Origin of the sequence: Phaeobacter sp. PT47_59, assembly GCF_028890025.1 — a bacterium.
Taxonomy (GTDB): Bacteria; Pseudomonadota; Alphaproteobacteria; order Rhodobacterales; family Rhodobacteraceae; genus Phycobacter.
Map to the genome: position 1 here is coordinate 194,358 of NZ_JARCJL010000003.1, position 20,841 is coordinate 215,198.

General features: G+C 63.3%; 18 protein-coding genes and 1 riboswitch. Of the genes, 12 read left to right on the top strand and 6 right to left on the bottom strand.

Translation table 11 applies throughout. From position 1 onward, the window contains the following. Nucleotides 1-20: 20 nt before the first annotated feature. Nucleotides 21-797, bottom strand: a complete 777-nt coding sequence (locus PXK01_RS04230) for an SDR family oxidoreductase (protein ID WP_274859002.1) — start codon at nucleotides 795-797, stop codon at nucleotides 21-23. Between the two features lie 182 nt (nucleotides 798-979). Here PXK01_RS04230 and PXK01_RS04235 point away from each other — a divergent pair, with 182 nt between their 5' ends. The 6 genes from PXK01_RS04235 to PXK01_RS04260 all read left to right on the top strand — a co-directional run bounded on the left by PXK01_RS04235 (nucleotide 980) and on the right by PXK01_RS04260 (nucleotide 6,672). Then, complete coding sequence (locus PXK01_RS04235; protein WP_274859004.1) at nucleotides 980-2,020, top strand: AraC family transcriptional regulator; 1,041 nt, start codon at nucleotides 980-982, stop codon at nucleotides 2,018-2,020. A gap of 212 nt (nucleotides 2,021-2,232) precedes the next feature. Beyond that, nucleotides 2,233-3,294, top strand: coding sequence for a C4-dicarboxylate TRAP transporter substrate-binding protein (locus tag PXK01_RS04240; protein WP_274859005.1), 1,062 nt, complete (start codon nucleotides 2,233-2,235; stop codon nucleotides 3,292-3,294). Nucleotides 3,295-3,420: 126 nt separating this feature from the next. Continuing rightward, entirely contained in the window at nucleotides 3,421-3,933 is a 513-nt protein-coding gene (locus PXK01_RS04245; RefSeq protein ID WP_274847459.1) for a TRAP transporter small permease, read from the top strand. Beyond that, nucleotides 3,933-5,273: a TRAP transporter large permease gene (locus PXK01_RS04250; protein ID WP_274859006.1), complete on the top strand. Its 1,341-nt coding sequence runs from the start codon at nucleotides 3,933-3,935 to the stop codon at nucleotides 5,271-5,273. The genes PXK01_RS04245 and PXK01_RS04250 overlap by 1 nt, the downstream gene beginning before the upstream one ends. 18 nt (nucleotides 5,274-5,291) lie before the next feature. Then, nucleotides 5,292-6,116 (top strand): IclR family transcriptional regulator, encoded by an 825-nt coding sequence (locus PXK01_RS04255; protein ID WP_274847457.1) that lies wholly within the window; start codon nucleotides 5,292-5,294, stop codon nucleotides 6,114-6,116. A 124-nt stretch (nucleotides 6,117-6,240) separates the two neighbouring features. Continuing rightward, entirely contained in the window at nucleotides 6,241-6,672 is a 432-nt protein-coding gene (locus PXK01_RS04260; RefSeq protein ID WP_274859007.1) for a PaaI family thioesterase, read from the top strand. A gap of 22 nt (nucleotides 6,673-6,694) precedes the next feature. Here PXK01_RS04260 and PXK01_RS04265 read toward each other — a convergent pair whose 3' ends face one another. From PXK01_RS04265 to PXK01_RS04275, 3 genes are read right to left on the bottom strand one after another with little or no spacing between them, the layout of a single operon-like run. Beyond that, entirely contained in the window at nucleotides 6,695-7,903 is a 1,209-nt protein-coding gene (locus PXK01_RS04265) for an efflux RND transporter periplasmic adaptor subunit (RefSeq protein ID WP_274859008.1), read from the bottom strand. Between the two features lie 7 nt (nucleotides 7,904-7,910). Then, the gene (locus PXK01_RS04270) at nucleotides 7,911-10,274 is read right to left on the bottom strand and encodes an ABC transporter permease (RefSeq protein ID WP_274847454.1); all 2,364 of its coding nucleotides are present in this window, start codon (nucleotides 10,272-10,274) and stop codon (nucleotides 7,911-7,913) included. A 4-nt stretch (nucleotides 10,275-10,278) separates the two neighbouring features. After that, entirely contained in the window at nucleotides 10,279-10,986 is a 708-nt protein-coding gene (locus PXK01_RS04275) for an ABC transporter ATP-binding protein (protein ID WP_274847453.1), read from the bottom strand. A 195-nt stretch (nucleotides 10,987-11,181) separates the two neighbouring features. Here PXK01_RS04275 and PXK01_RS04280 point away from each other — a divergent pair, with 195 nt between their 5' ends. The 6 genes from PXK01_RS04280 to PXK01_RS04305 all read left to right on the top strand — a co-directional run bounded on the left by PXK01_RS04280 (nucleotide 11,182) and on the right by PXK01_RS04305 (nucleotide 18,904). Then, entirely contained in the window at nucleotides 11,182-12,804 is a 1,623-nt protein-coding gene (locus tag PXK01_RS04280) for an acyl-CoA synthetase (RefSeq protein ID WP_274847452.1), read from the top strand. 251 nt (nucleotides 12,805-13,055) lie between these two features. Continuing rightward, nucleotides 13,056-14,081 (top strand): BMP family protein, encoded by a 1,026-nt coding sequence (locus tag PXK01_RS04285; RefSeq protein WP_274859009.1) that lies wholly within the window; start codon nucleotides 13,056-13,058, stop codon nucleotides 14,079-14,081. A 16-nt stretch (nucleotides 14,082-14,097) separates the two neighbouring features. Beyond that, nucleotides 14,098-15,642, top strand: coding sequence for an ABC transporter ATP-binding protein (locus PXK01_RS04290; RefSeq protein WP_274859010.1), 1,545 nt, complete (start codon nucleotides 14,098-14,100; stop codon nucleotides 15,640-15,642). Beyond that, nucleotides 15,632-16,681, top strand: coding sequence for an ABC transporter permease (locus PXK01_RS04295; RefSeq protein WP_274859011.1), 1,050 nt, complete (start codon nucleotides 15,632-15,634; stop codon nucleotides 16,679-16,681). The genes PXK01_RS04290 and PXK01_RS04295 overlap by 11 nt, the downstream gene beginning before the upstream one ends. 1 nt (nucleotide 16,682) lies before the next feature. Beyond that, nucleotides 16,683-17,627: an ABC transporter permease gene (locus PXK01_RS04300; RefSeq protein ID WP_274859012.1), complete on the top strand. Its 945-nt coding sequence runs from the start codon at nucleotides 16,683-16,685 to the stop codon at nucleotides 17,625-17,627. Beyond that, on the top strand, nucleotides 17,627-18,904 hold the full coding sequence (locus PXK01_RS04305) for an amidohydrolase family protein (protein ID WP_274859056.1): 1,278 nt from the start codon (nucleotides 17,627-17,629) through the stop codon (nucleotides 18,902-18,904). Before PXK01_RS04300 ends, PXK01_RS04305 begins: the two co-directional genes overlap by 1 nt. Before the next feature lie 25 nt (nucleotides 18,905-18,929). Here the strand turns inward: PXK01_RS04305 and PXK01_RS04310 are convergent, their stop codons facing one another. Together PXK01_RS04310 and PXK01_RS04315 are read right to left on the bottom strand one after the other, a co-directional pair. Next, nucleotides 18,930-19,871: a hypothetical protein gene (locus PXK01_RS04310; protein ID WP_274859013.1), complete on the bottom strand. Its 942-nt coding sequence runs from the start codon at nucleotides 19,869-19,871 to the stop codon at nucleotides 18,930-18,932. Nucleotides 19,872-20,068: 197 nt separating this feature from the next. Further along, on the bottom strand, nucleotides 20,069-20,338 hold the full coding sequence (locus tag PXK01_RS04315) for a glutaredoxin family protein (protein ID WP_274859014.1): 270 nt from the start codon (nucleotides 20,336-20,338) through the stop codon (nucleotides 20,069-20,071). A gap of 254 nt (nucleotides 20,339-20,592) precedes the next feature. Then, nucleotides 20,593-20,794: riboswitch (cobalamin riboswitch) on the top strand. The last annotated feature ends 47 nt before the right edge of the window (nucleotides 20,795-20,841 follow it).

Here is a 20,841-nt window from a genome sequence, read left to right on the forward strand (position 1 = left end):
TCTTTTTGTCTTTGCGCGGTTCAGGCCATCAGCTGGGCGATGGCTTCCTCGTCGCGTTCGGGCCCCATGGCGGTATAGCCGCCGTCCACGCGGATATCGGTGCCGGTGATGAAACCCGCCTCGTCCGAGCAGAGGAACAGCACCGTATTGGCGACCTCTTCCGGGTTGCCGGTGCGCCCCAGCAGGTGAAACGGCTTGGCGACGTCGTCGGTCTTTGCCCGGTCGCCACCGGTGAGTTCGTCCATGATGTTGGACCAGGTCCAGCCGGGGCTGACTGCGTTGACGCGGATGCCATCGGGGGCCAGATCCATCGCCTGGTTGCGCGTCAGCTGCAGGATCGCCGCCTTGGACACCGGGTAAAGCCAGCGCCCCTTCTGCGCGACGCGCGCCGAGATGGAGCCGAAATTGACGATGGCGCCCTTGGTCCTGGCCAGTTCTTCGCGCGCGGCCTGCATCAGCAGGACCGATCCGACAATGTTCACATCCAGGCTTTCCAGCCACTCGGCCCGCGTCGACTCCGCCCCGTTGTCCAGATAGGAGCAGGCCACGTTCACCAGGAAATCGATACGCCCGAACTGCTCCTTGGTGGCTTTGACCAAGGCTTCGATATCGGCATCTTCACGCAGGTTGGTCTTGCAAAAGGCAATGCCCTCGGCGACCAGAGCCTGACCTGCCTCCTCGTTGATGTCCGCGATCATCACTTTTGTTCCGGCGGCGCGAAACGCCTGTGCGATGGCCGCGCCGATCTTGGTGGCGCCGCCCGGAATGATGGCAACCTTGCCGTCCAATCCCTTCATCTGTCATATCCCTGTCGTGCTGTTGTGGTTCTTGCATTGTTGTGGGAGACAGGATTTCCCGCCCAATCGCCGCCGGGCTATCCGTTGGGCGCAGCCATTATCCAAAAAACGAAGGAAACGACGCCGCGCTATGTGCCGGGGTGGTCTCATGCTATGGTCGGCCAGGTTCAACAGGACGACAGATGCCAGCCCCGCAGGACACGCAGCATAAGGCGGACCGGGGACCGGCAGCACCGCTGGCGCGGTTTGCACGGTTCCGCACGCAAGATCTGGACGAGGCTCGCGAGGCCGTCGGCCGCATTTTCTGTCCCCATGAGCTGCATACCATCGGCAAGGCGCCCTTTGCCGCCCGCCACCACCACGTTCCGGGCGAGCGGGTGTCGCTCAACTACATCGAATATGGCGCCAAGACGCAGATCGCGCCGGGACGCCTTGATCAGTTCTACCTGGTGCAGATCCCGCTCAGCGGCAGTGCCGCCATCATCAACGGCGCCGACAGCTACACCAGCGATACGCGCCGCGCGGCGGTGCTGAATCCACATCGGGAAACCACGATGATCTGGGAGGAAAGCTGCAGGCAGCTGCTGCTGCAGATCAGCCGCCGGGCGCTGCATGCCCATGCCAATGCCAACCTTGGCCTCAGCACCGATCACCCCATCACATTCGACGGGGCGTTGGATCTGTCTCATGGGGCCGGCGCGCGGCTGTTGCGGCTGGTGCACATGCTGGTGGCCGATGCGGAAAACGCCCACAGCCCCGTTGCCGCCAGCAACAGTCCGCTGTTGACCCATTACATGGAAAGCCCGGTCATGACCGGGCTTCTGGAGGCGCACCGGCACAATTACTCAGACCAGTTGCGGCGGGTGACCTCCTCCGTGATTCCCGGCCATGTGCGCCGGGCCCAGGCCTATATGCTGGCCAACCTGGACCGTCCCCTGGAGATTGACGAGATCGCCGCCTATGCCGGGGTCAGCGCGCGCAACCTGCAGATGGGGTTCAAACGCTTCCTGTCCACCGCGCCCATGGCCTATCTGCGCGCCACCCGCCTGCAACGGGCGCATGAGGATCTGCTCCAGGGCCGCCGCGATGACAGCGTCACCGAAATTGCCGAACGCTGGGGGATGACCCACCTGGGCCGGTTTTCCCAGTATTACAAATCCCGCTACGGCTGCAGCCCGCAGGACACCCTGAGAAACGCCCGCGCCCGCGATTTCCTGGCCTGATCCATCGATCAGTACGGATCCATCGCCAGGACCGCTTTTCAACCTCTGATACGCCCATCACGACAATGCCGCATCGCAGCGCGTTTCCCTTGCGTTACGTCCTTTGCGAAGGGGCTCAAAAATCCTGTTGCCTTTCTCCCGTCGATCCGCCATGAATTTCCATTGTCGGAACTTAATTCTGCATAGTGGAATATCTCTGGGAGGAGACCATCATGAAGACCCCTTTTAAATCGCGCCTGAAATCCGCCCTTCTGCCTGCGGCCCTGATGGCCTTTGCCGGTGTGGCCTCGGCAGAAACCACGCTGATCCACGGTGAGGCCGGTCCGAATCGCGGCGCCCGCGCCTCAGCGCTGCAGTGGTTTGCCGACAAGGTTGGCGAATCCTCGGGCGGCGACCTGAAGATCGATGTGCAATGGGGCGGCGCCCTGTTCAAGGCCAATGCCGCGGTGCAATCCATCGGCGACGGCGTTGCGGACCTCGGCACTGTGATCGCGGTCTATTACCCGCAGGAGATGCAGTCCTACGGCATCGCGGATCTGCCGCTCGACAACCCCGACGCCTGGGTCGGCATGCGCGCCACGGACGAGCTGATGCGCTCTTCCCCGGTCATCGCCGAGGATCTGGCCAAGAAGAACCTGGTTTACATCGGCACCTTCACCACCTCGGCCGTGCATATCGGCTGCACCGGTGACGCGATCCGCTCGGTCGCGGACATCAAGGACCGCAAGATCCGCGGCACCGGCGCCTATGGCAAGGTGTTCGGCGAACTCGGCGGCAACATGGTCAACATGAGCATCTACAAGGCCTACCAGGGTCTGGACACCGGCCTTCTGGACTGTTCGCAGGGCTATTCCTACGCGGTGACCGCGCTGAAGCAGCAGGAGGTGATGGAGAACTACACGCTGCTGAACTGGGGCCAGGTCGGAGCCGTCGGCATCCTGATGAACAAGGATGTGTTCGACAGCCTGTCGGGTGAACAGCAGCAGGTGCTGCTGGACTCCGGCCGTGGCATGGCGGATGAATTCGGCCGCCTGATCACCACCGCGAACGATGCCGCAATCGAGACCATGAAGGAAAAGGGCATCGAGGTCATCACCCTGCCCGAGGAAGAGCGCGCTCAGCTGGTGGCCGCAGGCGGCAAATACATCGACGCCTGGGTCGAGCAGATGAACGCTGCGGGCATGGATGGCGCCGCCCTCCTGGCGGAATACCGCGGCCTGATCGCCAAATACACCGAAGAGCGTGACAGCAAGGGCTACCCCTGGGCGCGCTGAAACAGGTCTTAGGTCCCCCCTCCTCAGTCTCGGTGGCCTGTCCACCTCGGGGGGCCTATCCTTGCAGGGGCTGGCCGTGTGCCGCCCCTGTTCTTTTCCCAACTGCCTGACAGATAAGAGACGCCAATGCTGAAAGCGCTGGAAAGCTTCCTATTGAACCTCGCGGTGGCTGCCGTCATCGCCCTGGGTCTGTTGATCACGGCCAGCGTTGTCTCGCGCGCCCTGTTCAACTTTGCCCTGCCCGACACGATCATCATCGTGCGCGAGTTGATGGTCGCCGCCATCGTTCTGCCGCTCGCCGCGGCGACGCTGGCGCGCAGCCATGTGGCGGTCGAGTTCATTGCCGCCAAACTGCCTCATCGGGCACAGGCCTGGCTGGCGGTGTTCGGTTCGCTTGTGGGGCTGTTTGCGCTGATGCCGCTGATCTACGCAGGCGGGCGCGAGTTCGCGCATACCTTCACCTCGGGCGGGTTCTTCTATGGCGATCTGGAGCTGCCGAAATGGCCCGGACGCCTCGTCTTCCTGCTTGGGATCTCGCTGTGCTGGCTGCGCCTTCTGGTGCTGGTGGTGCAGGATATACGCGCGATCCGCACAGGTGATTTCAACTTTGTCGACACACATGCAGAGGGTTTGGACTGATGGACGCCTCAACAATCGGGCTGATTGCCTTTGCCGCCGTTCTGATCCTGCTGGCACTGCGGGTGCCGATCAGTTTCACCCTTGCAGGCGTTGCCGCCGTGGGCACCTTCTGCATCTTCGCCTTCCGCACCGGCACCTTCATGCCGGAACGCGCGATCAAGGCCACCACGTCGATGGTCTTCTCCAACTCCTTCGACCTTATCCATTCCTATGACCTGTCGATGATCCCGCTGTTCATCGCGCTGGGGCATGTGGCCTACAAGGCTGACATCACCACCCGGATCTACCACGCGGCGCGGGTCTGGCTGTCGGCTGTGCCCGGCGGCGTTGCCATGGCCTCGGTCATGGGCTGTGGCGGCTTTTCCGCCATCACCGGATCGTCGATCGCCTGCGCCTCGACGATGGGGCGGATCTGCACGCCGGAAATGCTGCGCATGGGCTATGACAACCGCCTGGCCACCGCTTCGGTCGCCGCCGGCGGCACGCTGGGATCGCTGATCCCGCCCAGCGTTCTCTTCATCATCTACGGCATCTTCACCGAAACCTCGATCAACAAGCTCTTCGTGGCGGGCATCCTGCCGGGGCTGCTGACGCTGGCGGGCTTCGTTCTGGTGATCTATCTCTGGGTCAAGCGCGACCCCGCCTCGGCCCCCGTTGACACGAGCGAAATCACCTACGGCGAGCGCTTCCGTGCCGCCCTTCTGGCCTGGCCCGCGCTGGTCTTGTTCCTGGTGATCATCGGCGGCATCTACGGCGGCATCTTCACCGCGACCGAGGCCGCTGCCGTCTGCCTCAGCGCTGCCGTGCTGATCGGTATCGCTCAGCGCAAGCTGACGCTCACCTCGATCTGGGAAGCCTTCCGCGAGACCTGCCTGCAGACCGCCTCGATCTTCTTCATCGCGGCCGGGGCCAAGATCTTTGTCGCCTTCGTGGCCCTGACCGGCGTGGCCCCCGCCATTGTCGATGTGGTCACCGCAGCCGAGCTCTCGGTGTTCTGGCTGATGCTGTCGATTGCGCTGATCTACCTGCTTCTGGGCATGTTCCTGGATCCCATCGGGATCATGGTGCTGACCCTGCCGCTGATGGTGCCGCTGGTGGAAACCTACGGGTTGGACCTGATCTGGTTCGGCGTGGTGGTCATCAAGCTCCTGGAGATCGGCCTGATCACCCCGCCCGTGGGCCTCAACGTCTTTGTCATCGCCAATGTGGTGGGCAAGGAGGCGCCGATCGACCGGATCTTTGCCGGGATCGCACGGTTTTTGTCCGTGGACGTGATCGTTCTGATCCTTCTGATGGTCTTTCCCGCGATTTCATTGCTTCTACCGAACTCAATGATGTAATCCGGTCTGAACCAAAGCATGACGGGAACGACAGATATGGCCAAGGAAGCCCCGACCGATCGCCGGTTCGCCACCACCCTGGCGCGCGGGATGAGCGTGTTGCGCGCCTTTCGCCCCAGCGACGATGGGCTCAGCAACCAGGAACTGTCCGAGCGCACAGGCCTGCCGAAATCCACCGTCTCGCGGCTGACCTTCACGCTGCAGACGCTGGGATATCTGTCGCACGGGCACCGGCATGACCGCTACCGCCCCGGCCCCGCCCTGCTGGCGTTGGGGAATGTCGCCTCGGCCTCGGTGTCTTTTGTCGATACGGCCACGGATATCATGCAGCCCCTGGCGGATGAGACCGGCACCCTGGTGCTGATCGGGGTGCGGGACGAGCAGAAGATCCTGCTGACCAAGACCTGGCGCCCGCATCAGGCCTCTTCCATCTGGCTGGAGGTGGGACACCGCATTCCGCTGACCCATTCGTCATCGGGGCAGGCCCAGCTGGCGGCCCAGTCCGACCGGGAATTCGCCGCCTATCTGGAGACCTACGGAGACGCGTTGGAGGAAGCCGATGTCACCGTCACCGGCCTGCGCGAGGATGCCTATTCGCAACTGGTGGCGCGCGGCTTCGTGATCGCGGGGCACGGGCTGCGCTATGCCAGCACGGTCAACGCCGTTTCAGTTCCCTTCCGTAGCCATGAATTCGACGAACCCGTCGTCTTTACCTGCGGCGCCACGCCCGAAATGCTGAGCCAGGAGCGGATGGAGGCCGAAGTCGGACCGAAACTGCAGGCCGCCGTGCGCAACCTCGAGCGGATGACCGGCAAGAGCCCGGCCCTGGTGCAACGGGGATAAGCCAGGCCACAGCCAGCAACCGCGCATTTCAATTCCGTATCGCTCTCGTATCGGGGGCCATAGTGACCGCCGTCTGTGCCTGCCCCGGCCAGGCCCCGCGAAGACCATCCAAAAGGAACCGCATATGTCCGCCCCCGACCTGATCATCCACGCAGAAACCGGCCCGCAGCGGCTGATCGGCTATGTGCTGGATGTGAGCAACAGCGCAGGCGACGGCGGCGCACGCTGCTGGCTGGATATCAACGATGGCCACCTGAACCGTCACGGGGTGCTGCATGGCGGTATCGCCACGACCCTGCTGGACAGCGCCAGCGGCGCCACCGGATCGATGAGCGTCGACCCCACCGGCCGCGCGCCCTTTCTGACCATCTCATTGACCACCCAGTTCATCGCGCCCGCCCCCGCAGGACGGGTGACGGCGACCGGTCAGATCACCGGCGGCGGCCGCAGCACCCTGTTCATATCCGCCCGGCTGGAGGCAGAGGACGGCACCCTGATCGCGACCTCCAACGGGGTCTTCCGGCGGGTGCCGCAGAACCGGCTGCCGCAGGGCTGACCTCCGCCCCCTGTGGCGCGGATCACAGCGCGTCGGGCCTCGGCTCGATCAATGTGCCTTCGCTGATCAAATCCGACGGGTGCAGGATCACCGCATCGCCGGGGGCAAGCCCGTCCAGCACCTCGGCCATGTGATCGTTGCGCCGCCCCAAAGAGACGCGCCGCCGCTGCGCCAGCCCGTCTGCTTCGACAAAGACCGCCCAGTCGGTCCCCCGGCGGAAGACCGCGCTCAGCGGCACCGACAGAACGTCATCGCTTTCCCATTCAACCACGCGCAGGAAGACGGCGAACCCGTCCCCCATCCCAGCGTAATCCTCGGGCGGGGAGGTGAAATCGAGGATCACATCCACCCGCTGCTCCTCGATGCCGAGGGCGGAAACCTTGGTATAGCCGGCCGGTTCGATCCGCCGCACCCGGGCGCCCAGCTCCTGCGTGCCGCCCCAGCGTTCGACGATGGCGCGATCCCCTTCCTTCAGCCGCACCGCTTCGGTGGAGAGAAGATCCGCCACGATCTCCAGATCGCCCGGATCGCCAAGCGAGATCAGCCTCGTGCCCGCCAGAACGGTCTGTTCGCTCAAGACATCGACGGTCAGCACCTGCCCCGACATCGGTGCTGTCACCGTCAGGCAGCAGGCGCTGCCCGCCTCGGGTGCACCGGGTTCGATCAGCGCGGCGCGGGCGCGATCCAGGGTGCCCTTGGCCATCTCCAGCGCCGAAACCGCCGCCGTCATCGCGGCGCGGTCGATATGCAGCCTCTGCTCCAGCTCTTCCAGCCGGGTCTTGGAAACCACGCCGCGCTGCACCAATGTGTCGGCGCGATTGAATTCGCTTTCCGACAGGGTCAGCGTTTCCGAGGCCTGGCGCATCTGGCTGCGTGCCACCGCAAGCCCCGCTTCGGCCTCGCGCACGGCGGCCTCGGCCTGGCTGCGGCTGCGCGCATCCAGCAGGTTGGCTGTCGCAGGCTTCAGCACCGCGACCACGGTTTCACCGCCCACCACCACATCCCCCACCCGGACGGGCGCGCGCTGCGCGGTACCGGTGATCGGCGCCGACACATCGTAGATTTCCCGGATCCGGGTCTTGCCGTCGGCATTGACCGTCACCTGCAGGGGACCACGGGCGATCTCGTGCAAATCCACCGCGACCGGCTCGGGGCGTAGGGCGACATATCCCAGGGTACCCGTCACCAGAAGGACCAATCCGGCCATGACAACCGTGCGTGTTCTCAGCATCGTCTCTCTACTCCCGCGTTTTCATGACCTGGACCAGATCCAGCCGGTCCAGCCGCCGCCGCACCACCAGGACCGACACCAGAGCCGCTCCCAGGACCACCAGGCTCGCCGTGGCAAAGCCCGCCGGTTTCAGCACCAAAGGTATCGAATAAAGATCGCTGGCCGAGGTCTCGGCCAGGATCTTGGCGATCCCGGCCCCCAGCACCCAGCCCAGCGGCTGCGCCAGAAGCGCCAGCAACATGGTTTCCCCCACCAGGATGAAGGAGACCTCCCCCCGCGTGAAGCCGAGGATGCGCAGGCTGGCCAGCTCGCGCCCACGCTCGGACATCTGGATGCGGGCGCCGTTATAGGCCACGCCCACCGTGATCAGCACCGCGATGACGCTGTAGATCGTGCTCATGATGACCACGTTTTCACGGATCGTGTCGCGGAAGGACTGGCGGATCTCGGTCATCATCGACAGGCCGCTCAGCGAGGGCGTCTCCTTCAGCAGCGCGTGCAGCTCCGGCAGCGCGTTCGGGTCCAGCCGCAGATGCGCCACGTTCACCCGAGGAGCCTGACGCAACAACGCGCTGAGACTGTCGAGGTTCATATAGGCGCCCAGGCCGAAATACTGTGTCACGATCCCCGAGACCCGTACACTGTAGGTCTCGGCCCGCCCGCCCTTCAGCTCCACATCGATCATGTCTCCGGGCTGCACCATCAGCTGGGTGGCCACCCGTTCCGACAACAGGATCCCGCCTTCGGGCGGCTCCACCACGCGCCCCTCCGCATCCAGGATCCGAGCCAGATCGGCGCCGGGGCGGCGGGCCTCGATCGACAGATCCTTGCTCAGATGGCCATTGCGCAGCACCGCCGCCTGGTAGAACTGCCCCTCGGCCCTGACCACGCCGGGCAGGTTCGCCACATCGGCCAGGGCGGTTTCGGGTATTTCCGGCGAGAAGATCAGCGCCGCATCCTGCCGGTTGGCCTGGTAGAAGGAGGTCTCCATGATCTCATCCAGCGCCCCTTCGATGAACCCCGAGGCCACCAGGACCGAGACCGCCAGCGACAGGCCCAGAATGCTGAGAGCCGAACGGATCGGCCAGCGCACCAGGCTGCGCAGGATCATCATCACCGCCTGCGACGGGCGCAGACGGGTCAGCAGCCGATCAAAGACATTGCGCTTGAACCGGGGCGGTGCGGGCGGTGACATCGCCACCGCCGGGGCCAGCCGCGCCACATGCAGCGCGCTTTGCGCGGCCCCCAGGCCCGCGGTCAGCAGCGCCAGCACCCCCGACAGCCCATAGGCATCCAGCGGCGTGCGGAAGATCAGATAGGGAAACTCGAAGAACTGCGCGTAAAGCTCAGCCAGCGAACGCGCCAGCCAGCTGCCTGTCGCCCAGCCGATCAGGATGCCGAGACCGGCGATCAGCCCCGCCAGCATCAGGTAATGCAGGCAGACCTCGGCATTGGAATAGCCCAGCGCCTTCAGCAGGCCGATCTCGCTGCGTTCCAGCAGGATGATGCGGCCGATCACCATGTTCACAAGAAAGGCCGTGATTCCAAAGAAGATCGGCGGCAGGATCAGGGCGGTATTCTTCAACTGCTTGAGTTCCGCATCGATGAAACTGTCCGAGAGCTGCAGATCGCGCCCATGCGCCCCAAGCCCCCCATAGGGCGCCAGGATATCGTCGATCCGGTCGATCACCTCTTCTTCACGGGTCGCGGGGTCCAGTTTCACCGAAACGCTGTTGAAGGCGCCCTGCATGTCAAAGGCCGCCTCGGCCACGCGATCGGGCAGCCAGAGGATCCCGAAGGTTTCATTGTCCGGCATCAGTGCGCCGGGGCCAAGCGTGTAGATGAATTCGGGCGACAGCACCGTGCCGGTGATGCGCAGCTCGCGCCGGTTGCCATCCAGATTCGCGCTGAAGCGATCACCGGGTTTCAGCCCGTTCGCCTCTGCAAAGGGTTCGTTCACCACCACCTCATCCGAGGCATCGGCCTCAGGCAGGCGCCCGGAGCGCAGCAGCGGCACATTCAACACCGGCCCGCCATTCACAGGCAAGGACAGCACCAAGCCCGTCACCGTCTCCACCTTGCCCGGCAGATCGAGGATCGCGTAATGCTCCACCCGTGCTTCGCCGGCGCGCACTCCGTCGATGGCAAGGATCCGGGTCATCTCGTGATCCGGCACCCGGGTTGCCTTGGCAAAGACATCGGCGAAACGGTTGCGCTCGTAATAGGCCGCGCGGGTGTCGCTCAGCGCCCGCTGCATGCCAAAAGCCATCAGGAGGATCGCAACCCCGCAGGCCAGCACCAGGGCAATCGCCAGGGCCTGCGCCCAGAGGCGGCGGAAACTGCGCAGGAGCTTGAGATCCAGCGCCTCCATCGCCCTACCACTCGATCTCGGCAGGGGCGAGCTGGGTGGCGTTTTCCTCCACCAGGCGGATCTTGCCGTCCTGGAACCAGATCACCCGATGCGCCATCTGCCGGATCGCCGCGTTATGGGTGATCACCACGGTGGTGGTGCCGGTGGTCTCGTTGATGCGCTGCAACGCCTCCAGCACCTGAACGCCGGTCTTGCTGTCCAAGGCGCCTGTCGGTTCATCGCACAACAGGATCTCGGGGCGTTTGGCGATGGCACGGGCAATGGCGACGCGCTGCTGTTCGCCCCCTGACATCTCTGCCGGGAAGTGATCCATGCGGGCGCCCAGGCCGACTTCCTTCAGCGCCTCTTCGGGCGGCATCGGGTTGCGGGCCACATCGGTCACCAGCTGCACGTTTTCCCAGGCCGTAAGGCTGGGCACCAGATTGTAGAACTGAAAGACAAAGCCGACGTGATCGCGCCGATAGCGCGTCAGGCCACGGTCATTCATGCGAGTTAGCTCCTGGTCGCGAAACCAGACCCGACCATCAGTGGCATGATCCAGCCCGCCCAGAATGTTCAGCAGCGTCGACTTGCCGCTCCCCGATGGCCCCAGCAGCACCACCAATTCGCCGGTGAACAGCTCCAGATCCACCCCGGCAAGCGCATGCACCTTCTGGGTGCCGGTGTCATAGACCTTGGTGACACCTTCGGTTTTGAAAACGACGTCTTTCATAATCACCTCTGCCCCAAAGGGATAGGCATGCTGCAATGCAGAGACTTTGACATGGCTCAAGCTGAAACCAAAGCCTGAATTGAAATCCAGCGCGGCGCGGGGGCGGCACGCAGCGTGACAAAGGGATAGAGACTTATAATGCTTGACGAAATCTGGGCAGTTGGCAGGATCGCCGCCAGAACCAGGGAGGAAAACATGACAACACCGGCCCCCGCCGATCCACAGGACTCGCAGCTCTCCGCCACCATCGCCCGCGCGCGCAGCCAGCAGCTGGGCGATCTCTTGCGCCGCAGCGCCGCCCGTACACCGAACAAGACCGCGCTGGTCTTTCGCGGCCAGCGCGACAGTTTCGCAGAGCTTGACCGGCTGGTGAACCGCTGCGCCAATGCGCTGGCCGCACGCGGCGTCACCAAGGGCGACCGCATCGCACTCTTTTCCCATAACAACCGCGCCTTCGTGGTCTTTCGCATGGCGCTGGCGCGGCTCGGTGCGGTGACCACCCCGGTCAATTTCATGCTCAGCGCCGAGGACGTCGCCTATATCCTGGATCATTCCGGCGCCCGGGCCATCATTTCCGAGGACGCCCTTTGCGCCACCGCTGATGCGGCCCTTGCGCAGCTGGATCAGCCGATGCAGTTCCGCCTGTCGATCTCTCATGCAATGGAGAGCCTGCCGACCGGCTGGGAGGCCGCCGAGCCGCTGTTCGACCACGCCGACGATAGCGCGCCCTATGTCGAGATCGCAGGCGATGATCCGATCCAGATGATGTACACCAGCGGCACGGAATCCCGCCCCAAGGGCGCGCTGTTGTCCTCGGATGCGCTTTTTGCCCAATACGGCAGCTGCATCAGCGATGGCGAGATGGCCGCCGACGACATCGAACTCCACTGCCTGCCGCTGTTCCACTGTGCGCAGCTCGACTGCTTCCTGACGCCGGACCTGTATCTGGGCGCGACCAGCATCCTGATGGAGGCCGCGGATCCCGGCAAGATGCTGGAAGCCATCGCCGCCGAGGGCGTCACCAAGCTCTTTTGCCCGCCCACCGTCTGGATCGCGCTGCTGCGCCACCCGGATTTCGACAAGACCGACCTCAGCGCCCTGCGCAAGGGCTACTACGGCGCCTCGATCATGCCGACCGCGATCATCGAGGAACTGACCACGCGCCTGCCGAACCTGCGCCTGTTCAACTTCTACGGCCAGACGGAAATGGCCCCCGTCGCCACCATCCTCCTGCCCCATGAACAGCTGAGCAAGCTCGGCTCTGCCGGGCGGCCCGCGCTCAATGTGGAAACCCGCGTGGTGGATGATGCGGGCAACGACCTGCCCGTGGGCGAGGTGGGCGAGATCGTGCACCGCAGCCCGCATCTGATCCTGGGTTACTACAAGGATCCCGCCAAGACGGCGGAAGCGTTTGAGGGCGGCTGGTTCCACTCGGGCGATCTGGGGCGGTTTGACGAGGACGGCTATCTCTATGTCGTCGACCGCAAGAAGGACATGATCAAGACAGGCGGCGAAAACGTGGCCAGCCGCGAGGTGGAGGAAGCCATCTTCCGCCATCCCGCCGTGGCCGAGGTCGCCGTCTTCGGCGTGCCCCACCCCAAGTGGATCGAGGCGGTGACCGCTATTGTCGTGGCGAAACCGGGCGAGGAGGTCACCATCGAGGCGCTGATGGACTATTGCCGCGAAACGCTGTCCCACTTCAAAAGCCCCAAGCATATCGCCCTGACCGAGGCCCTGCCCAAGAACGCCAGCGGCAAGATCCTGAAACGCGATCTGCGCATCGCCTATGCCGGTGTCTTCGACGGGCAAGACGCCTAGATACGGCTCTGCCCTCCAAGGCCGCGCCCCGGATCCGGGGCGCGGCATATCCCCTAAGCCAACGCCCTTCCCCCATCCGCTCAGCGGCGCGCAAAGTGGCGAAAATTCTTGCAAACGCCCATAATTTGAGCGCAGGCTTCAAAGAATAAGCTTCCAACGGCGGCCCGCTTGTCTGCGCGGGCTAAGATTTTTACCGATTGGACAATGGTCCCGGATTTAACAGGGGCTGATTTCAACAGGGGGATTGTTCCATGAAAGATCAAACCACGGGCGTTCTGTCGCGTCGCCACTTCCTGACCACCAGCGCCGCTGCTGCCTTGACTGCGGGCGCATTGGCCACTCCGAACACCCTGTTCGCGGCCGAGCCTTTGAAGGTTGCGGGCATCTATACCGTACCGGTCGAACAGCAATGGGTCAGCCGCATTCACGTGGCCGCGCTGGCCGCACAGAACCGCGGCGACATCAGCTATACCTATTCCGAGAACACCTCGAACTCGGACTATTCCCGCGTCATGCGCGAATATGCCGAACAGGGCTACCAGATGATCATCGGTGAGATCTTCGGCGTCGAGGCCGAGGCGCGCGAGGTCATGGCCGACTACCCGGATGTGGCCTTCCTGATGGGCTCCTCCTTCAAGGAAGACGCTGCGATCCCGAACCTCTCGGTCTTTGACAACTACATCCAGGATGCGGCCTACCTGTCGGGTATCATCGCGGGCGCCATGTCGAAATCCGGCAATATCGGCATGGTCGGCGGCTTCCCGATCCCCGAGGTGAACCGCCTGATGCACGCCTTCATGGCCGGTGCGCGCGAGATGAACCCGGAAATGAAGTTCCAGGTCTCCTTCATCGGTTCCTGGTTCGATCCGCCAAAAGCAAAAGAAACCGCCTTCGCCATGATCGAGAACGGCGCCGATATCCTTTATGCCGAACGCTTTGGCGTCTCGGATGCGGCCAAGGAAAAGGGTATTTTGGCGATCGGCAACGTGATCGACACCCAGGCCGATTACCCCGAAACCGTGGTGGCCTCGGCGATCTGGCATTTCGAGCCGACGCTGGATGCGGCCATTGCAGCGGTCAAGGCGGGCTCTTTCAGCGCCGCCGATTACGGGACCTATTCCTTCATGAAGGAAGGCGGCTGCTCGCTGGCACCCTATGGCACCTTCGAAGGCAAGATCCCGCAAGAGGCGCTGGATCTGGTCGCCGCCCGCACCGCCGCGATCAAGGATGGTTCCTACACCGTTGCGATCAACGACGACGAACCCAAATCCTCGTGATCCGGGCTGCGCGTTCATGACACAAAAAGAAAAGGCGCAGGTTGTCCTGCGCCTTGACGGCATCACCAAACGGTTCGGCCCCGTCACCGCCAATGAAGACGTCAGCTTTGCCCTACACCGGGGCGAGGTGATCGCTCTATTAGGGGAAAACGGCGCGGGCAAGACCACGCTGATGAATATCCTTTTCGGCCAGTACACCGCCGATGAAGGATCGGTCGAGCTGTTCGGCCAGCCGCTGCCCGCAGGCAATCCGCGCGCCGCGCTGGACGCTGGCGTCGGCATGGTGCACCAGCATTTCACCCTCGCCGGGAACCTGACGGTCTGGGAAAACATCGTGCTGGGGGTTGATGCGCTCAGTACCGCCAGCCTCAAACCCGCCGCCGCCAAGGCCCGCATCCGTGCCCTGTCGGAGCGGTTTCACCTGAAGGTCGACCCCGGCGCCAAGGTGGGCCGTCTCACCGTGGGGGAACGCCAGCGGGTCGAGATCCTGAAGGCCCTGTACCGGGATGCGAAAATCCTGATCCTGGACGAACCCACCGCGGTGCTGACCCCGCAGGAGGCCGACGCCCTGTTCGCCACCCTGCGCGAGGCGATTGCCTCGGGGCTGTCGGTGATCTTCATTTCCCATAAATTGCATGAGGTCATGGCGATTTCCGACCGCGTGCTGGTGCTGCGCCACGGCCGCCTTGTGGCCGAACGCGCCACCACAGATACCCATGGCGAGGAACTGGCCGCGCTTATGGTCGGCGCCGAGGTGAGCGCACCCAGCATCGCACCTGCCAACCCCGGCGCGCCGCTTTTGACCTTACGCGATGTGACCACGCCGGGGGCAGGATCCGCACCGGGCCTTGCCCGCGTCAGCCTTGACCTGCGCGCGGGTCAGATCACCGGGCTGGCCGGGGTGTCCGGCAACGGGCAGGCGGCGCTGTCCGATCTGATCTCGGGCCTCATCGCCCCGGCCAGCGGCAGCATGGAGCTGCACGGAGCCTCTCCAAAAGGCTGGTCGCCCCGCGCCGCCATCGCCAATGGCGTGGCCCGCATTCCCGAGGACCGGCACAAGACCGGCACCATCGCCGATTTCGACCTCACCGAAAACGCCATCCTTGAAACCTATGCCACCCGGTTCAGCTCGCGCGGCTGGCTTGACTGGAGCGGCGCGCGCGCCTTCGCCCAGAAACTGATCGCAGGCTACGACATCCGCTGCCCCGGCCCGGATATCCGCATTCGCCTACTATCTGGCGGCAATATGCAGAAGCTGATCCTGGGCCGCGTGCTGGAGGGGGCACCGGACATCATCCTCGCCAACCAGCCGGTGCGCGGTCTGGACATTGGCGCGGTCAACTATGTGCATGAACAACTGGCCAAGGCCCGTGACCGCGGCGCCGCGGTATTGCTGATTTCGGAAGACCTCGACGAAATCATGCGCCTGTCCGATGTGATCCATGTGATCTCCGAAGGGCGGCTCAGCCCGGAATTTGCCCGCGGCACCATGCGCCCCGAGGATCTGGGCCGCTGGATGGCGGGCGAGGGTTTTGAGAAGGGGCATACAGATGCGGCTTGAACCCATAGCAGCGCCCTCCTTCGGGCGGCGCATCCTGCCGCCTGCGCTGGCGATTGGCGCGACCTTTGTGGTGGCGGCGCTTTTGGCGATGATTGCGGGCGGCAATCCATTCGCGGTCTTCGGCCTGATCCTGAAAGGCGCCTTCGGGTCGAAATTCGCCATATTGGAGACGCTCAACAGCGCAACGCCCTTGATCTTTACCGGGCTGGCCATCGCGGTGGCCTTTCGCGCCAAGCTCTGGAACATCGGCGCCGAGGCTCAGCTATACGCAGGCGCGGTGATCACCGTGGTTCTGGGCACCGGTGCCTTGTCCCTGCCCGCGCCGCTGATGCTGGCACTTTGCGCCATCGCCGCCATGCTGGCGGGTGCGCTGATCCTGCTGGGGCCTGCCCTGCTCAAGACCCGGCTGGGCGTTGACGAGGTGGTGACCACGCTGCTGTTCAACTTCATCTTTCTGCTCTTTGTCAGTTACCTGCTCGAAGGGCCGCTGAAAGACCCGATGGGCATGGGCTGGCCTAAATCCGCGCGACTGATCCCTGAGGCCCGCCTGCCCCGCATTGTCGAGGGGCTGCGCCTGCACTGGGGCTTTGCCCTGGCGCTGATCGCCGCCATCGCGGTCTGGGTGATCAACGCCCGCACCACGCTCGGCTATGAAATGCGCGCCGTCGGCCAGAACGCCGAGGCGGCCGCATTCGCCGGCATTCCCGTGACCAAAGTCATCCTGAAAACCGCGCTTTTGTCCGGGGGGCTTGCGGGCCTTGCGGGGTTTTCCGAGGTCTCGGGCCTCAAAGGCTCCCTCACCCTCGATCTCAGCCCCGGCTTTGGCTACACCGGCATCGTGGTTGCCATGCTCGCGCTCTTGCACCCCCTGGGCGTGGTTGTCGCGGCGCTGTTCGTGGCCGCCATCTTTGTGGGCGCCGACAGCATGAGCCGCGCGGCGGGTGTGCCGAGCTATCTCGCCGATATCATGCTCGCCTCGGCCCTGTTGTTCATGGTGCTGGCAATCCTTCTCACCAAATTCCGCGTGCGGAGGGACTGATATGGAGCTGATCGACATCCTGCTGTCCGCCAGTTTCTGGGCCGCCGCCATCCGCATCGCCTCGCCCCTGATCTTCGCCACCATCGGAGAGCTGATCTGCGAACGCGCGGGCGTTCTGAACCTCGGCATCGAGGGCATCATGGTCGCGGGCGCCTTTGCCGGCTGGATCGCGGTCTGGGGCGGGCTGCCGCTTTGGGGCGGGGTTGCCGTGGCGCTGCTGACGGGGATGATGCTGGGACTGGTGCATTCGGTGTTTTCCGTGCCCTTTGGCCTGTCGCAACATGTGGTGGGGGTTGGCCTGACGCTACTGGCGACTTCGCTCACCTTCTACACCTATCGCGTGGTCCTCCCCGAGGTTTCGTCCCCGCCCAAGATCACCGCCTTCCAGCCCTATGAAATCCCGCTCTTGTCTGATCTGCCGCTGGTCGGCCCTGCGCTGTTCTCGCAAACACCGCTCACCTATGCTGCGTTCATTCTGGCAGGGCTGACGGCGCTGGTGCTCTACCGAACGCCCCTGGGCCTTGCGGTGCGCGCCGCCGGGGAAAACCCGCAGGCCGTCGCCGCCCAAGGGCTGTCGGTCACCGCGATCCGCATGGGCGCGGTTGTGGTCGGCTCGGGCTTCATGGCGGTGGGCGGCGCCTTTCTGACGCTCTCGGCCTTTGACAGTTTCTTCTTCGACATGGTCAACGGGCGCGGCTGGATCTGCATTGCGCTGGTCGTCTTTGGCGCCTGGAAACCAGGCAAGGCGGTGCTGGGCGCGGTGCTGTTTGCCGCCTTCGACGCCCTACAGATACGCCTGCAACAAACCGGCATCGGCGCCGTGGTGCCCTATCAGGTCTTCCTGATGATGCCCTATATCCTGTCCATTCTGGCGCTGGTGGTGATGTCCCGCCGCGCCGAGATCCCGGCGGCCCTGATGGTGCCCTTCAACAAGGGGGAAAGATGATGTTCGACCTGATCGTCAAGGGCGGCACCCTGCCCGATGGAATGGTGGCCGATATCGGTATTACGGGCGGCAAGATCACCGCGATCGAGGCGCAGCTTACCGCCGAAGCGGGCGAAGTGATCGACGCCAGCGGAGATCTGGTCTCCCCGCCCTTCGTAGATCCGCATTTCCACCTGGATGCGACGCTGTCCTACGGCATTCCCCGGCTCAACGCCTCGGGCACGCTTCTGGAAGGGATCTCCCTCTGGGGAGAGCTGCGCGACATTGCCACGGTCGAGGAAATGGTGGAGCGCGCGCTGACCTATTGCGACTGGGCCGCCTCCATGGGGACGCTGGCGATCCGCTCCCATGTGGACACCACGCCCGATCACCTCAACACCGTTACCGCCATGCTGGAGGTGAAGGAAAAGGTCAAAGAGTATATCGACCTGCAGCTGGTCGCCTTCCCGCAGGACGGGCTGTACCGCAGCAAGACGGGCCGCGAGAACGTGATCCGCGCGCTGGATATGGGGGTCGATGTGGTCGGCGGCATCCCCCATTTCGAGCGCACCATGCAGGACGGTGCCACCTCGATGCGCGACCTCTGCGAAATCGCCGCCGCGCGGGGGCTGATGGTCGATATCCACTGCGACGAAAGCGACGATCCCCTGTCCCGCCATATCGAGACGCTGGCCTATGAAACCCAGCGGCTGGGCCTGCAGGGGCGCGTCGCGGGCAGTCACCTGACCTCGATGCATTCGATGGACAATTACTATGTCTCAAAGCTCTTGCCGCTGATGGCCGAGGCCGGGGTTTCCGCCATCCCCAACCCCTTGATCAACATCATGCTGCAGGGGCGGCACGACACCTTCCCCAAACGCCGAGGGCTCACCCGCGTGAAGGAAATGCAGGCCCTTGGCATCCCGGTCGGCTGGGGGCAGGACTGCGTGCTGGATCCCTGGTATTCCCTTGGCACCGCAGACATGTTGGACGTGGCCTTCATGGGGCTGCACGTGGCGCAGATGAGCCACCCCGACGAGATGGCCCGCTGCTTCACCATGGTGACCGAGGTCAACGCCCAGATCATGGGGCTAGAGGGGTACGGGTTGAAGGTCGGCAACGATGCCTCCCTGGTGGTTCTGGACGCCAGCACCCCGACCGAAGCCGTCCGCCTGCGCCCAACCCGTCTGGCGGTGGTGTCCAAGGGCAAAGTGATCGCCCGCAGCGCCCGTGGAGATGCGCGGCTTTCGTTGCCGGGACGGCCTGGTAGTGTGCGGCGGCGGCATGGTGTGGGGTAGCGTGCAGAAGTATCACGATGCTTGGCTACCGCCGCGCAAGGTGAACCACCTGAGTTGGGAAACCAGCATAGGAAAGTGTTGATGCAGCAAGGCGACTTGCGTCTTCGTCAAAGGTGAAAAAGCAATCGCAACGGGAAGCGTCTTCAATGTGCATTGCATCTTTGAACTCTGCGGCGAACTTTTGAAGTTGGCGAGTACCAGAGAATTTGCCCTTTCGCTTGGTCAAACCCAAAGTAAAAAGTAGAAAAGAGAAAACCGTCAACTCACCGCTAGCCAACGGTCTTTTCGTGGCAAAATGGAGAGGGTACTTTTCTTCAATTTCATCGCGGCTCTCCTCGTCGAGAGTTGAGAAAAGATGGGCGACTTTTTCTGTAGGATCCATGTCCCTCATCGGATCGCCATGTCTGGCACCTTGGAACTGGGTCTCCACTAACAATCGGCTTTCCTCTGCATCTATTGAAGCTAGTTTTTTGCTCGAATCCGCAAGGACGGCCTTGATTTTCTCCCGCACCGCAGAGCGGCTACTTTTATCTACATGATCGCCTACTAGCTGAGACAACAAACCAGAAACCTCGGAGTTTGTGTCTTCCAAAATCTCCGAAATTGAGGCGTCCTTTTGGCCCCCTAGCAAATGCTGCATTGGTGCCAGCATCGCGCAGAAGGCCTGATTTGCGGTTCTAAAATCAGCGTGTTCGATGAACCGTCGCTCAATATCACATTCATCGAAGGAGCAAATGGGATGGTATTCCCCATGAAGCGCGCCTGGGTTTCGGATGAATAGGGCATCCAACCGTTGTAAGAGACGGGCGTAGTTGGCGCTGTTATCCTGCATCTCTTCGAGGTGAACATCAGAAAACGCAACCCTATTGTCACCAGCCAAAAAGGCGTTGAGCAGCCAGTCAAACTCTGGCTCCAGCATTTTGCTATAGACGCAATTATCCAAATACAAAACAAGCTGCTGTTTCATCCGAAACCCAATTTGAGATCAAACACGACTTTGCCGATTTGCCGTACCTACAGCAACCCCTGCACTTGGGACTGAGTTTAGCACGCTGCCGACGTGCCTACCCTTAGTGACTTCTCACCCCACAGATACTTGCCCGTCAGATTCGGGCATGGCTCTTCCATCCCTCCCGATCGAGACGCTTGACCCCCGGGGCGCAATCAGCGTTTCCAGAACCGTTTCGCCGCCATCTTTTGCGCCTTCAGATGGGCCTTCAACTCGGTAAAGCCGCCGATCTTCTCCCCGTCGATGAACACAAGCGGCGTTGTGGCGATGTGATGCTTGTCCTTGAAGGCATCCGTTTCGTGGCGCGTTCTGAGGATGTGTTCCTCGATCTCGAACTTCTCGCGGCGCAGAAGATCACGCGCAGCGGTGCCGTAGCCACAGGTGTAATTGGGCAAATCCATCCGGTACAAAACCGCCTTGGGCATGGGGGGGCATCCTTTTGTTTTTACAGGGCTGATGTCGAATGCCATGCCCCCATGCGCAAGGCCGCTGCGATCACTTTGGCGTGCACCAGGGGCCATATCCCCGTGTTCCCCCCTGTGCCACCTGCCCTTTGTGACCTCTGAAACCGCCAGAAAGCGGCCCATCCCCTTCCGTGCCGCCTCGTCCATGCGCTCTACCGCCGACTTGATCCCCCTGGGCGACAATCGGTTGTTGACCGGATCTCTTTTCTTCTGGCATGACAGATCTCATGTCCGGTTCCGGAGTTCGCTCTGGACGCAAAAGGGAATGCAGTGCGGCTTGCGACAAGCCAATTCTGCAACTGCCCCCGCAACTGTAGGCGGTGAGCACGGCTGACAATGCCACTGGGATCTCCCGGGAAGGCCAGCCAAGTGTGACGACCCGCAAGTCAGGATACCTGCCGGATTAGCGCCCTCGGAAAGGGCGACCATCACCGGCGACGGGGTGTGCGCTGGAACCGCTTGCC

Coding starts and splice junctions, on each gene's coding strand:
- PXK01_RS04300 (WP_274859012.1), top strand. CDS start 16,683: ATGGAGCTGATCGACATCCTGCTGTCCGCCAGTTTCTGGGCCGCCGCC.
- PXK01_RS04310 (WP_274859013.1), bottom strand. CDS start 19,871: ATGAAACAGCAGCTTGTTTTGTATTTGGATAATTGCGTCTATAGCAAA.
- PXK01_RS04280 (WP_274847452.1), top strand. CDS start 11,182: ATGACAACACCGGCCCCCGCCGATCCACAGGACTCGCAGCTCTCCGCC.
- PXK01_RS04305 (WP_274859056.1), top strand. CDS start 17,627: ATGTTCGACCTGATCGTCAAGGGCGGCACCCTGCCCGATGGAATGGTG.
- PXK01_RS04290 (WP_274859010.1), top strand. CDS start 14,098: ATGACACAAAAAGAAAAGGCGCAGGTTGTCCTGCGCCTTGACGGCATC.
- PXK01_RS04275 (WP_274847453.1), bottom strand. CDS start 10,986: ATGAAAGACGTCGTTTTCAAAACCGAAGGTGTCACCAAGGTCTATGAC.
- PXK01_RS04255 (WP_274847457.1), top strand. CDS start 5,292: ATGACGGGAACGACAGATATGGCCAAGGAAGCCCCGACCGATCGCCGG.
- PXK01_RS04235 (WP_274859004.1), top strand. CDS start 980: ATGCCAGCCCCGCAGGACACGCAGCATAAGGCGGACCGGGGACCGGCA.
- PXK01_RS04270 (WP_274847454.1), bottom strand. CDS start 10,274: ATGGAGGCGCTGGATCTCAAGCTCCTGCGCAGTTTCCGCCGCCTCTGG.
- PXK01_RS04230 (WP_274859002.1), bottom strand. CDS start 797: ATGAAGGGATTGGACGGCAAGGTTGCCATCATTCCGGGCGGCGCCACC.
- PXK01_RS04260 (WP_274859007.1), top strand. CDS start 6,241: ATGTCCGCCCCCGACCTGATCATCCACGCAGAAACCGGCCCGCAGCGG.
- PXK01_RS04240 (WP_274859005.1), top strand. CDS start 2,233: ATGAAGACCCCTTTTAAATCGCGCCTGAAATCCGCCCTTCTGCCTGCG.
- PXK01_RS04265 (WP_274859008.1), bottom strand. CDS start 7,903: ATGCTGAGAACACGCACGGTTGTCATGGCCGGATTGGTCCTTCTGGTG.
- PXK01_RS04295 (WP_274859011.1), top strand. CDS start 15,632: ATGCGGCTTGAACCCATAGCAGCGCCCTCCTTCGGGCGGCGCATCCTG.
- PXK01_RS04285 (WP_274859009.1), top strand. CDS start 13,056: ATGAAAGATCAAACCACGGGCGTTCTGTCGCGTCGCCACTTCCTGACC.
- PXK01_RS04250 (WP_274859006.1), top strand. CDS start 3,933: ATGGACGCCTCAACAATCGGGCTGATTGCCTTTGCCGCCGTTCTGATC.
- PXK01_RS04245 (WP_274847459.1), top strand. CDS start 3,421: ATGCTGAAAGCGCTGGAAAGCTTCCTATTGAACCTCGCGGTGGCTGCC.
- PXK01_RS04315 (WP_274859014.1), bottom strand. CDS start 20,338: ATGCCCAAGGCGGTTTTGTACCGGATGGATTTGCCCAATTACACCTGT.